Source organism: Variovorax sp. P4_B11 (assembly GCF_056402355.1).
In genome coordinates this window covers 60,941-73,293 of the sequence record NZ_JBFUHO010000037.1, presented here as the reverse complement: position 1 = coordinate 73,293, position 12,353 = coordinate 60,941, and the positions used below count along the sequence as shown (strand labels likewise).

At 69.3% G+C, this 12,353-nt stretch carries 14 protein-coding genes; 9 read left to right on the top strand and 5 right to left on the bottom strand.

Annotated elements, in window-relative coordinates; all coding sequences use genetic code 11:
* Positions 1-339 precede the first annotated feature (339 nt).
* Positions 340-546: a DUF6494 family protein gene (locus tag AC1DYD_RS27160; protein WP_478175861.1), complete on the bottom strand. Its 207-nt coding sequence runs from the start codon at positions 544-546 to the stop codon at positions 340-342.
* Between the two features lie 77 nt (positions 547-623).
* Here AC1DYD_RS27160 and amrB point away from each other — a divergent pair, with 77 nt between their 5' ends.
* Positions 624-1,430 carry an AmmeMemoRadiSam system protein B gene (gene amrB / locus AC1DYD_RS27155; protein WP_478175860.1) on the top strand — a complete coding sequence of 269 codons (807 nt, stop codon included), beginning with the start codon at positions 624-626 and terminating at the stop codon, positions 1,428-1,430.
* Between the two features lie 176 nt (positions 1,431-1,606).
* Positions 1,607-2,701, top strand: a complete 1,095-nt coding sequence (amrS, locus tag AC1DYD_RS27150) for an AmmeMemoRadiSam system radical SAM enzyme (protein ID WP_478175859.1) — start codon at positions 1,607-1,609, stop codon at positions 2,699-2,701.
* 155 nt (positions 2,702-2,856) lie between these two features.
* On the opposite strand, the gene AC1DYD_RS27145 is transcribed toward amrS, so the two are convergent.
* Positions 2,857-3,549, bottom strand: coding sequence for a Crp/Fnr family transcriptional regulator (locus AC1DYD_RS27145; protein ID WP_478175858.1), 693 nt, complete (start codon positions 3,547-3,549; stop codon positions 2,857-2,859).
* A 35-nt stretch (positions 3,550-3,584) separates the two neighbouring features.
* Between AC1DYD_RS27145 and AC1DYD_RS27140 the strand changes: the two genes are divergently transcribed.
* The 7 genes from AC1DYD_RS27140 to AC1DYD_RS27110 all read left to right on the top strand — a co-directional run bounded on the left by AC1DYD_RS27140 (position 3,585) and on the right by AC1DYD_RS27110 (position 9,412).
* A complete protein-coding gene (locus AC1DYD_RS27140) occupies positions 3,585-4,721 on the top strand; it encodes an aminotransferase class V-fold PLP-dependent enzyme (protein ID WP_478175857.1) in 1,137 nt (378 codons plus the stop codon).
* Between the two features lie 5 nt (positions 4,722-4,726).
* On the top strand, positions 4,727-5,185 hold the full coding sequence (locus AC1DYD_RS27135; RefSeq protein WP_478175856.1) for a hypothetical protein: 459 nt from the start codon (positions 4,727-4,729) through the stop codon (positions 5,183-5,185).
* 20 nt (positions 5,186-5,205) lie between these two features.
* Entirely contained in the window at positions 5,206-6,195 is a 990-nt protein-coding gene (locus AC1DYD_RS27130) for a Bug family tripartite tricarboxylate transporter substrate binding protein (RefSeq protein ID WP_478175855.1), read from the top strand.
* Entirely contained in the window at positions 6,192-6,581 is a 390-nt protein-coding gene (locus AC1DYD_RS27125) for a RidA family protein (protein ID WP_478175854.1), read from the top strand. Before AC1DYD_RS27130 ends, AC1DYD_RS27125 begins: the two co-directional genes overlap by 4 nt.
* Positions 6,582-6,619: 38 nt before the next feature.
* Complete coding sequence (locus AC1DYD_RS27120; protein WP_478175853.1) at positions 6,620-7,420, top strand: cyclase family protein; 801 nt, start codon at positions 6,620-6,622, stop codon at positions 7,418-7,420.
* Between the two features lie 142 nt (positions 7,421-7,562).
* A complete protein-coding gene (locus AC1DYD_RS27115) occupies positions 7,563-8,477 on the top strand; it encodes a protein NO VEIN domain-containing protein (RefSeq protein WP_478175852.1) in 915 nt (304 codons plus the stop codon).
* 131 nt (positions 8,478-8,608) lie between these two features.
* On the top strand, positions 8,609-9,412 hold the full coding sequence (locus AC1DYD_RS27110) for a class I SAM-dependent methyltransferase (protein ID WP_478175851.1): 804 nt from the start codon (positions 8,609-8,611) through the stop codon (positions 9,410-9,412).
* Between the two features lie 8 nt (positions 9,413-9,420).
* Here the strand turns inward: AC1DYD_RS27110 and AC1DYD_RS27105 are convergent, their stop codons facing one another.
* The 3 genes from AC1DYD_RS27105 to AC1DYD_RS27095 form a co-directional block, all read right to left on the bottom strand.
* On the bottom strand, positions 9,421-10,164 hold the full coding sequence (locus tag AC1DYD_RS27105) for an oxygen-binding di-iron domain-containing protein (protein ID WP_478175850.1): 744 nt from the start codon (positions 10,162-10,164) through the stop codon (positions 9,421-9,423).
* Positions 10,165-10,291: 127 nt separating this feature from the next.
* The gene (locus AC1DYD_RS27100) at positions 10,292-11,335 is read right to left on the bottom strand and encodes a LacI family DNA-binding transcriptional regulator (RefSeq protein WP_478175849.1); all 1,044 of its coding nucleotides are present in this window, start codon (positions 11,333-11,335) and stop codon (positions 10,292-10,294) included.
* On the bottom strand, positions 11,332-12,324 hold the full coding sequence (locus tag AC1DYD_RS27095) for a 2-hydroxyacid dehydrogenase (RefSeq protein WP_478175848.1): 993 nt from the start codon (positions 12,322-12,324) through the stop codon (positions 11,332-11,334). The genes AC1DYD_RS27100 and AC1DYD_RS27095 overlap by 4 nt, the downstream gene beginning before the upstream one ends.
* Positions 12,325-12,353: the final 29 nt, after the last annotated feature.

The window sequence follows — 12,353 nt, the reverse complement described above, 5'->3', positions numbered from 1 at the left end:
CCCCCACTGCGTGTGGGTCGCTGCCCCCCGAGGGGGCCGCAGGCCGCCTTGGGGCGGCCCGGCGCCGGCCTGGATGGCCCCCACGCTCCCCCACTKCGTGTGGGTCGCTGCCCCCCGAGGGGGCCGCAGGCCGCCTTGGGGCGGCCCGGCGCCGGCCTGGATGGCCCCCACGCTCCCCCACTGCGTGTGGGTCGCTGCCCCCCGAGGGGGCCGCAGGCCGCCTTGGGGCGGCCCGGCGCCGGCCTGAGACTGCCCGCTGGACGGCACCGGTCGGTGCTGCGCCGCAAGTTCGACCGCCGCAGCGCGGCGGCGTCGCCGCCTGCAGCGACCTGGCAGGCCCTAATCCAGCCGGATCTCGCCGTCGAACCCGACCTTCAGCTGCAGGCCCGGAATCTCCAGCGTCATCTTTGCCGGCAGCGCGGCATCGCCCGCGATCGCCCCCGCCGCGATGGCCTTCGACACCGCGTGCTCGATCTCGCGCTGCGAGCTGACGCCGACCATCTTGAGGAACTTGCGGATGCTGAGATTGAAGTTTTCTTCATTCATGGCGATCTCCGTGACATGGCGGACGGGATTGATTTTCCGGTGCGGAAGGTTCAAATTCAACGGCAGGAGTCCCTGCCATGCCTGCCGTGCGCCGCGCCGCTGTCGACGGCCTGTTCTACCCCGCCGCGCCCTCGGCGCTGCGGCAGCAGGTCGAGCGCTGGCTGAACGGCGACGGCGACGAAGCCGATCGCACACGCCCGCCCCCGAAGCTGCTGATCGTGCCGCATGCCGGCTACCCCTACTCCGGCGCGGTGGCCGCGAGCGCCTACGCCCTGCTCGGCCACCCGCGCCAGCCGGCGATCCGCCGCGTCGTCCTGCTCGGACCCGCGCATCGCGTCCGGCTGTCCGGCCTCGCCGCGCCTGAAGCAGCCGCCTTCGAGACGCCTCTGGGGCAGGTTCCGATCGACACCGACGCGCTGGCGGGCCTCGGCGACCTGCCGCAGCTGGTCCGCAGCGACCGGGCGCACGCGAACGAGCATTCGCTCGAGGTCCAGTTGCCGTTCCTGCAAAGCGTGCTCGGCAGCTTCACCCTCGTACCGCTGGTCGTCGGCGATGCCGAGGCGGCAGCCGTGGCGCAGGTCCTGGAGCGGCTCTGGGGCGGGCCGGAAACGCTGATCGTGATCAGTTCCGATCTGTCGCACTACCTGCCCTACGCGCAGGCTCAGGCCACGGACCGCGCCACCATTCGGCGCATCCTCGACTTCGATGCCGGTCTCACGCCGCAGGAGGCCTGCGGATCGTCGGCGATCAACGGCGCCTTGCGCGCCGCGCGCCGGCACGGGTTGGCGCCGCGCCTGCTCGACCTGTGCAATTCCGGCGACACCGCCGGTGATCGGGATCGGGTCGTCGGCTACGCCGCGCTCGCGTTCGAGGAGCCGCCATGAGCCGCCGGGCCGCTCCCAAGGCGAATACCGAAGCGCTGCTGCGCGGAGGTGACCCAATGAGCCGCCGGGCCGCTCCCAAGGCGAATACCGCAGCGCTGCTGCGCGAAGGTGACTCAATGAGCCGCCGGGCCGCTCCCAAGGCGAATACCGMAGCGCTGCTGCGCGRAGGTGACCCGATGACCCGCCTTGACGGCGGGGCCACCGGATCAGCGCCCGCCCGCTGGTGGCACCGCCTCGACGACGGGCGCATCCAGTGCGACCTCTGCCCGCGCGACTGCCGGCTGCACGAAGGCCAGCGCGGCCTGTGCTTCGTGCGCCAGCGCGTCGGCGATGCGATGGTTCTCACGACCTACGGGCGCAGCTCGGGCTTCTGCATCGACCCGATCGAGAAGAAGCCGCTCAACCACTTCTTCCCCGGCAGCAGCGTGCTGAGCTTCGGCACCGCGGGCTGCAACCTCGCCTGCAAGTTCTGCCAGAACTGGGACATCTCGAAGAGCCGCGAACTGGACCGCCTCATGGACAGCGCCTCGCCGGAGCGGATTGCCGAGGCGGCCCGTGCCAGCGGCGCATCGAGCGTGGCCTTCACCTACAACGACCCCGTGATCTTTGCCGAGTACGCGATGGACACGGCCGACGCCTGCCACGCGCTCGGCCTGCACAGCGTCGCGGTGACGGCGGGCTATATGCACGCCGAGCCCCGGCGTGCGTTCTACGACCGGATGGACGCGGCCAACGTCGACCTCAAGGGCTTCACCGAGCGCTTCTACTTCCAGCAGACCGGCGCGCACCTCGCACCGGTGCTCGATACGCTGCAGTACCTGCGGCACGAGACCGATTGCTGGTTCGAGATCACGACCCTGCTGATCCCCGGACACAACGACAGCGACGACGAGATCGAGGCGATGACGCGCTGGGTCGCCGACCGGCTCGGCCTCGATGTGCCGCTGCACTTCACGGCCTTCCACCCCGACTACAAGATGCTCGACGTCGAGCCGACGCCACCGTCCACGCTCAGTCGCGCCCGCGCGATCGCGCGGGCCAACGGCCTGCTTCACGTCTACACCGGAAACGTGCACGACCTCGAGGGCGGCACCACCTTCTGCCCGCAATGCCACGAAGCGCTGGTGCGGCGCGACTGGTACCTCGTGCTGGACTGCCGACTCGACGAACGCGGCACCTGCCCGCACTGCGGTACGCCGATCGCCGGCCGTTTCGGCGCTTTCAAGAGCGGCTTCGGCCGGCGCCGGATTCCGGTGCGCCTCGCTGCGTGAGCCGCTGACGCGGCCGCCAGCGCCGCATCGTCCTCGACCGGACGGTCGAAGCGGCAAGCCGGGCCTCGAGGAAGAAATGCGCCCGCTTGTAAAGCCGTTGACATACGGCGCCGGCACCCCTTCCTACACTGGGCCGCAGTCCCCGCCTGCTCCTTTCACAAAACCACGGCACGCTGCCTCAGCCCCTGCATCTCGCGAATCACGCAATGCGACTTGACCATCTCGATCAGTCCCTGCTCCTGCAGCTGCATCAGCACATTGGAGGTCATGACCCGGCTCAGCCCGGCGATGTTGGCCATCTCCTGGTGCGTGAAGGAAATCCGGATGGCGACGCCCTCCTCCCGCACCTCGCCGTAGGTGCCGGCCAGCTGCACCAGGTGATGAACCACCCGCTGCGCCGCCGTGGCCTGGCTCAGCAACAGGTTCTGGTGCGCCAGCACGCGCAGCTTGACGTTCAGCAGCCAGAGCACCTGGCGCAGGCAGCCGGCATCGCGCTCCATGCAGCGCAGCAATTGGGCGCGCTCGACCTGGCGCGTGACCCCATCCGACGAAGCCACCGCCGTGACCGAATGGCGGCCGTCGAGGAAGGCACTGCATTCGCCGACCATTCCCTGCGTTCCAACGATCGCCATGTGCTTTTCGTGGCCGGCCTCCGAGAGCAAGACCAGCCGGACGCGGCCCTGCTCGACGACATGGACATGGGTCACGGCATCGCCTTGCGAGAACAGGGTCTGCCCCTTGCGGAAGCCCATCCTCGGCGCGCCGTCTGCAATCAGGCTTTCCCAGCCGAAGTGCGGCACCTCGATCCACGCCGAAGGGGAAGCCGCGATCTCTGCGTTCTTGTCCATCGTCTCAAAGCCTCGTCCATGCACCGGGCACGTTCATGAAACATCCATTCTCGTCATACCGACAGCTCTTTCCCATCCTGGACAACGCGGTCCAGCTGTCCAGCTGCTCGCAGAGCGCGCTCAGCCTGCCGGTGCGGCAGGCCATCGACGAATACCTCGACGTCTGGGTTCGGCGCGGCGCCGACTGGGGCTACTGGATGGACCAGGTGGCCCTGGCCCGCGCCGAGTTTGCCCGCATGATCCACGCCGACGTCGATGACATCGCGGTGCTGGGCAGCGTGTCGGACGCGGCGTCCGCCATCGCCTCGGCACTGCGCTTCGAAGCCGGCCGCCCGGAGATCGTCACGACCACGCTCGACTTCCCCTCGATCTGCCATGTCTGGCTGGCGCAGCAGCCGCGCGGCGCCAGCACCCGCTTCGTCGAGGCCGATGCCGGCAGCACCGACACCGCCGCGCGGGTGGCGGCGGCGATCGATGCGCGCACCGCCCTGGTGTCGGTCTCGCAGGCCTGCTTCTACGACGGCCAGATCGTCGACATCGCCGCCACCGGCCGCGCCGCGCGCCACCACGGCGCGGTCCAGTTCGTCGATGCCTACCAGTCCGCCGGCTCGATCGCGATCGACGTCCGCGCGCAGGAGATCGACATCCTGGCCAGCGGCGCGCAGAAGTACCTGCTCGGCATTCCGGGCATCGCATTCCTCTATGTGCGTCCCGCGCTTGCACGGCAGCTCGTGCCCACGGTCACCGGCTGGTTCGGCCGCGTGAACCCGTTCGCCTTCGACCCCGCGCGGCTCGACTTCGCCGACGGCGCCACGCGCTTCAACACCGGCACGCCGCCGATGATGTGCGCCAGCGTGGCGCGCGCCAGCATGGCCTTGCTCAACGAGATCGGCATCCCCGCGATCGAGGCCTACCTGCAGCAGTTGTCGGCGCTCGCCATCGAGGAGGCAACGCGACTGGACCTCGAAGTCGCGAGCCCTGCGGAGCCGTCCGCCAAGGGCGCGAACACGGCGATCCGCATCGCCAACGCGCAACAGGTCGAGGCACGGATGCTGCAGTCGGGCTACGTGGTTTCGGCGCGCAACGACGTGATCCGGATCGCACCGCACTTCTACAACAACGCCGACGACGTGGTCGGCGCCCTGCGCGAACTGGCACGCCTCACCCGCTGACGACCATGCCGATCGACAACCCGCTCCTGCGCCCCTCGCACTGCGCCACCGTGGCCTGCCGGGTGTCGGCACCTCGCGCCCTGGCCTTTCTTGCCGACGGCCTGACGCTCGGCCAGTGGGCGCTCGGCTGCTGGCAGACCGACGCCGTCGGCGGCGGCGTGGTGCGCGGCCACTCGCTGTTCGACGGCACGCCGAGCTGGGTCCGGCCCGCCGTGGACGAAGCCCGCATGACCGTGACCTACCACGTCGGTGGCGCGCCCGATGCGCTGCAGCCTTGCATCCACGCGACGGTCGAGGCCGATGCGGACAGCGACGGCTGCCGCATCAGCCTGCATGCCTCGCGCACTGCCGACATGGACGACGCCCGATGGCTTCGCCTGGTGCGCTGCCACGAACTCGAGGTGCTCCTGATCCAGGCCCGCCTGGCGCAAGGCGCCGCCGCCGGCGATCCGAAATTTCTTTGAACCACGATGAGGAAGAGATCATGAACCGTCGCCATTTCGGCCAGGCATTCACGGCCGCGCTGCTCGCCCCCGCGCTCTCGTCTTCCTGGGGCGCCCAGGCGAGCACCAAGGCCTACAGCGGCCCGATCCGCGTGCTGGTCGGCTTCCCGCCGGGCGGCGCCACCGACGTGGTGGCACGCGCCGTGATCGACAAGCTCGGCAAGGCCATGAACGGCCAGGTCTTCGTGGTCGACAACAAGCCCGGCGCCGGCGGCCAGATCGCCGCGCAGCTGCTGAAGGCGGCGCCGGCCGACGGCTCCACCCTCATGCTGTCGATCGACCACACGCAGGTGATCATCCCGCTGACCATCGCCGCCGCCGGCTACGACCCGGTGGCCGACTTCACGCCACTGGCCGGGGTCGCCTCCTACTACAACGTGCTCGCGGTCAGTGCCGCGACCGGCGTCAAGACCATGGCCGAGCTCGGCGCCTGGGTCAAGGCCCATCCCAACGAGGCCAACTACGGCATCCCCGCGGCCGGCAGCGTGCCGCAATTCATCGGCCACATCATCGGCAAGTCATTCGGCGTGCCGATGAACTCGGTGCCCTACAAGGGCGGCGCACCGATGGTGCAGGATCTGCTCGCGGGCCAGGTCCCGATCGGCATCGCCTCGATGACCGAGCTGATCGAATACCACCGCGCCGGCAAGGTCCGCATCCTCGCGAGTTCGGGCCAGGAGCGCAGCAAGACCGCGCCCGAGATCCCGACCTTCCTCGAACTGGGCTTCAGCGGCATCGACAAGAACCCGTGGCTGGCCTTCTTCGGGCCCAAGGGCCTGCCGGTCGAATTTGTCGAGGCCTTCGACCGTGCGATGAAGACCGCCCTGGCCCAACCCGAGTTGCAGGAGCGGCTGGCCAAGATGGGCAACGAAGTCACGCCGGCGCCGTCGACGGAGGTCGCGCAATGGGTGGCCGATGCCACGCGCAGCTGGGGCAAGGTGATCCGCGAGTCGGGGTTCAAGGCCCAATGACAGCCGCCCGCGAATTCATCCAGAGCGGCTCCCGCTGGGAAGCGCTGGCCGGCTACTCGCGCGCCGTGGCCGACGGCGACTGGGTGTTCGTCTCCGGCACGCTGGGCCAGGACTTTGCCAATGGGGAGTTTCCGCCCACGGCCGAGCAGCAGTGCGAGCTCGCGCTGGACACCATCGAGCACGCGCTGTCGCAGGCGCGCGCCGGCCTCGCCGACGTGGTGCGGGTGCGCGTCTACGTGCCCGACCGCGGCGATGTGATCGCGGTCAGCGGCGTGCTCAAGCGCCGCTTCGGGAGCAACCGCCCGGCCAACACCACGCTGTGCAGCGCACTGGCGGTCGAGGGCGCCAAGGTCGAACTCGAAGTCACTGCCCGGCGCCGCCCCTGAGCTCCCATTTCTTTGTCCCCTCCGTCCTGGAAGCCACGATGAACATCCTGACCCAACTGGCCACCGCCATGCGCCATCGATCGGTTCGCACGATCGACCTCACCCACACCCTGAGCGAGGACTTCCCGCCGCTGCAGCTGCCACCGCAGTTCGGCCAGGTGGCCGCCTTCAAGATCGAACGCATCTCGCACTACGACGAGGCCGGCCCGGGCTGGTACTGGAACAACTTCAGCTGCGGCGAGCACACCGGCACCCACTTCGACGCGCCCGCGCACTGGGTCAGCGGCAAGGACCATCCACGCAACACGGTCGACACCATTGATGCCGGCAATTTCATCGCGCCGGCGGTGGTGGTCGACGCCAGCGCCGAGGTCGCCGGGGATGCCGACTGGCTGCTGACAGTGGCTTTTCTGCAGCGCTGGGAAGGACGCCACGGCCGCATCCCCGAAGGCGCCTGGGTGCTGCTGCGCACCGACTGGTCGAAGCGCATCGCCGACCCGGCGGCCTTCGTCAACATGCGCGAGGACGGCGCCCACACGCCAGGACCGACGCAGGAGGCGGTGGAGTGGCTGATCCGCGAGCGCGACGTCCATGGCTTCGGCGTGGAGACGATCAACACCGACGCGGGCCAGTCCCACGGCTGGCCCCTGGCCTATCCGTGCCATACGCTGATGCACGGTGCCAATCGCTACGGGCTGCAATGCCTGAAGAATCTCGACCAGTTGCCGCCCACGGGGGCCCTCATCGTGTCGGCGCCGTTGAAGATCCGGGAGGGATCGGGGAGCCCGCTGCGGGTGCTGGCGCTGGTCGAGGGGGATGGGGGCAGCACGCCGAGCTGAGGCGGAGGGCATGTTGGCTCCTTGGCCTGCGGCGTCATTGACACGCGAACGCAGCCCCGAGGAACAGTTGCAATTCGGCTGAAGGGCGCCGCGCGCTTCACGGCATACTCGAGGCGGTCACAACTCGCCTGATTCCCTCCGAATGGACAAAGAAGTCGACCCCGCGGTACTTGCGGTCATCAATGAAAAGCGCCTGCTGGGCGAGAAGCGAACGCCCGTCGAGATCATTTCCAGGATGGGCGTGTTCGACGCCCGCGAAAAGGCGTCCGAGCAGGCCTGGCTGGCGACCGGCGACAACGTCATCGCCACCATCTGGGCCGAGTTCGTGCGCATCGGCGCCGGGGGCCGGTGGTTCTATCTCGAATCTCTGGACACCCCACGCCGGATCGGCGGCGGCGAGCGCAGCGCACTGCAGATCCAACGCGCCAAGGACCGACTCATCCTGCTCAAGCGCTCGTTCGACGCCGGCCAGGGCCTCCGGGCCGTACTGCAGACCAACCGGATCTCCATCCTCGATCTGGAAACCGACAAGGCTGCCAAGGTTTCGACGCGCGTGCCGGATGACCAGGAATGGCACGTCGCCGTCTGGAACCCCGATCAGAAGTTCGCGGTTCTGGTTCGCGGCCCGCGCGGTTGGCTGCCGACCGAAGAAGACATGCAAGCCGCCCGGGCGCGGGGCAGCGTGCCGGCGCCGGTGGAAGAGACCCCCTCCGGCCAGGCCTCCCGGGAAGAGGTGCAGGCGGCCGCCGTGGACTACCTGACGCGTCACTTTGCGGGCTATGGGTACAAGACCGAGAACGTGAGCAGCCAGAAGCTCGGCTACGACATCGAGGTCTCGGACAAGAAGGGGGCCACCTTGCTCAAGCTCGCGGTCAAGGGCACGGCGGCCGGACTGGCCGGCTTCCAGCTCACCGGTGAGGAGCGCGCGTGCGCGAAGCGGGGCGATCCCTGGCGCCTCGCGGTGGTCACGGACCCGATCGGCCCCGCTGCGCAGCACAAGCTCTACAAGCCCTCCGAGATCGACCAGGCACCCGGCCTGGAACCCGAGCTCGACTAGCGGGCGTCGACGCCGCCGTCGTCCGGCCCGCCGGCCCGGCCGGCCCCGCCTGCCCGCGAACGCTCGCAATTGATGGGGCGACGACTAGAGTGCATCCTCGTTCGCAAGTCCGCGACCGCATGGAGAACCCTATGAGCCCCGATCCCTTTGCAGAGTTGAAGAGGCGACAGCGCGAGATGTGGGCGTCTTTTGCGCCGACGGCCATGTTCACCACCCCGGTCGCGGGCCACCTCGTGAAATTCGCGCGGATCGGCTCGGGCGAGACGGTGCTCGACGTCGGCACCGGGACCGGCGTCGTGGCCCTCACGGCTGCGCGGGCCGGCGCCAAGGTCACGGCCCTGGACCTGACGCCCGAACTGCTCGAGCAGGCTCGCGAGAACGCCCGCATCGCCGGGCGAGAGGACATCGTTTGGACCGAAGGCGACGCCGAGCAACTGCCCTATGCCGACGGTTCCTTCGACGTCGTGCTGAGCCAGTTCGGACACATCTTTGCGCCTCGGCCGGAAGTAAGCATCGCGGAGATGCGTCGCGTACTGAAGCCCGGCGGGCGGGTGGCATTCGCCACTTGGCCACCCGAGCATCTGATCGGCCGCCTCTTCGCCTTCGTCGGCCGCAACTCGCCGCCGCCGCCTCCCGGGGCGTCGCCGCCCCCGCAATGGGGCAATCCGACGACGGTCGCAGAGCGTCTCGGCAACGCCTTCGAGGCCCCTTTCTTCGAGCGCGGCATCATGGCTTTTTCGGCGCTCAGTCTCGAGCACTACCGCCTTTTCATGGAGCGTTCGGCCGGTCCCATGCAGAAGCTCGTCGAGGGCCTCGCGGACGATCCCGCGAAGCTCTCGGTCCTCCGGGCCGAGTTCGATGCCATGGCCACTCCGTACTACGCCGAGAATGTCGTGCGCCAGGACTACCTCCTGACGCGTGCGCAGGCGCGCTGAGGCCTGGGTCAGCGCTCGTGCGCCGACAAGGCCACTGACAGCTGACGCAGCAGTGATGCGCCGTCGCCCTGCCACGCGCTGCCGTGCATGCAGGCGAGCGTGCGAGGTTCCTGCTGCGCAAGCCCGGCCAGCAATGCGGCCGTGTTCGGTGCATGGGCGTAGTAGTCCATCTGGTGTCGGAACGCCTCGCTGGGGCCCAGGATGTCGGCATCGGTGAGCGCCTTCTCGCTGTTGCCTGGCTGCGTGAAGAGGTCGCCGCAGAAGAATGTGCGCGTGCGCGTGTCCATCATCAGCCCGCACTCCCAGCCATGCGGAACATGGGGCATGTCGAACCAGCGCATCGTGTGGTGGCCGAGCGCGAGTTCCTCGCCATCGGCCAGCGCGCGCGGTGGACGGTCCGCCAGGTCACCCATCGAGACCATCGCCGCAATGCTGCCGCACAGCGGCACCGCTTGCGGCGCTGCTGCCAGGAACAGGTTCAACGCGCCACACTCGTCCGCCTCGACATGGGACAGCCCGATGTAGCGGAGGCGCTCGACCGGCATCACACGGGCGATGGCCTCGCTCACCAGCGGGAACAGCTGGCGCGGCCCGGAGTGGAACAACAGCGGCTCGTCGTCGACGACGAGGTACTGATTGAAGCTGAACAGCTTGCCGTCGGGCAGCGGCACCGGTGTGTTGATGCGGAAGATGCCCGTCGCGATTTCCTGCACGTTGGTGCCCGACTGCGAATTCGTGGTCATGCTGGTCATGCGTGTCTCCTGTGCGTTACGGAGCGACGACCGGGATGCGTCGCCAGGGCGCGAAGGTACTCCGATTTGGCCATTCGGCGCCAGAGGGAGTTGTGTCCCTCGTGCATCGCCGCCGCAGCTGTTGGCATCAAGCGCAGCTCGACGACCCCCGCACCACCAGTTCGCCCGGCAGCAGCAGCTGTCGCGGCGGCCCTTCCAGCCCCCGCAGCCGCTCCAGCAGACAGGTCGCGGCGACCCGGCCGATCTCCTCGGTCGGCTGCGCGATCGCGCTCAGGCCCGGCCCGATCAGCGGTGCCCATTCCGGATCGTCGAAGCCGACGAAGCCGATGTCCTCCCCGAAGCGCAAGCCCAGCCGCGCCATCGCCGCGGCGACGCGCAAGGTGACGATCGCGTTGCCCGACAGCACCGCGGCGCGCTTGCCGCGCTTGGCCCGCTTGTGCAGGGCCCGCAGCGCGGCATCGAGCCCTTCGCTGTCGTCGCCCGTGGATTCATGCACCGCGCCGGCGACACGCGGCTCGTGCGTCGCCATGCAGGCGCCGAAGGCGGCGGTGCGCTCGCGCCGCGAGCTCACGCCTTTCTGGGGTTCGGTGATGTAGAGCAATTCACGGTAACCGCCCTCGACCAGGTGGCCGCAGGCCACCCGCATCGCAGCCACGTTGTCCAGCGAGACGAAATCGGTGTGCATGCCCGCGTGGCGCCGGTCGACCAGCACCGCCGGCTTGCCATGCAGCGCATCGGCATCGACCAGGCCTGCACCGCGGCCCAGCGTGTTGAGAATGTAGCCGTCGACCTGGTAGCCGGCCAGCGCATTGATGGCCTCGCGCTCGCGGTCGATGTCGTTGCCGAGATTGAACAGCATCACCAGGTAGCCGGCGTCCTGGCAGGCCTTCTCGGCGCCGCGCAGCACAGCCACCGAATAAGGGTTCGTGATGTCGGCCACGATCAGGCCGATCAGGTGCGAGCGGCCATGGCTCAAGGCCTGCGCCATCGGGCTCGGCGTATACGCCAGTTGCGCCACCGCGGCCTCGACGCGGGCCGCGATGTCGGGGCTCAGCAGCCGCTCCCGATGATTCAGGAAGCGCGATACCGTGGCCTTGGAAACGCCGGCCGCCTTGGCCACGTCGGCGATGGTGGCGCGGACCGGACGCGGGGCGGGGGCTTTGGCTTTCACGCGGAGGCGGTGTCGTAAACCGCCGCAGGGCGCTCACCGGCGAGCGCCTGCAGCAGGTTGGTGGTCGCGAGTTCGGCCATGGCATGCCGGGTCTCGTGGGTGGCCGAGCCGATGTGCGGCAGCGGGGTCACGCGCGGATGGGTGCGCAGCGGCGAATCGGCCGGCAAGGGCTCGGTTGCGAACACATCGAGGCCGGCCGCACGCAGCGTGCCGTGGTCGAGCGCCGCAAGCAGCGCGTCCTCCTGCACCGTGGCGCCGCGTCCGCCATTGATGAAGACGGCGCCCGGCTTCATGGCGTCGAACAGCTTCGCATCGACCATGCCGCGCGTGCTGTCCGACAGCGGCAGCATCGCGACCACGAAGTCGGCGCGCGCCAGCAGGTGGTTCAGCGGCGTGTGCGCGGCACGACCCTGCAGCTCGGGCGCCTGCAGGGCGAGGTCGACAGGGTGGCGCGCATGGTAGAGCACCGGCATGCCGAAGCCCAGCGCGGCGCGGCGCGCGATGGCCTGGCCGATGCGGCCGAAGCCCAGCAGGCCGAGTGTCTTGCCGTGGACGTCGAAGCCGAACAGGTCCTCGCCGATGTTCTTCGTCCAGCGCCCCTCGCGCACCAGGTTCGAAAGCTCGACCACGCGCCGGCTGGTCGCCATCAGCAGGGCGAACACGGTGTCGGCCACAGTCTCGTCGAGCACGCCGGGCGTATGGCACAAGTCGATGCCGCGCGCATGCAGCGCAGCCAGCGCGTAGTTGTCGACACCGACCGACACGCTGGAGACCACCTCGAGCCTCGGTGCGCGCGCCAGCAGCGCTTCGTCGACCGGGTAGCTCGAGCCGATCAGGCCCTGGGCCTCGGCCAGCGCCGCATCGAAGGCCGCACGCTGCGCCGGCAGGCGCGGATTGGCGACCGTCACGTCGTGCGCCGCCTGCAGGCGGGCGAGCTGGTCATCGGGCAGCTCGCGAAACACCAGCACCTTCTTGCGTACGGCGCTCATCAGGCAAGCTCCGTGCTGCGCGCTGCGGT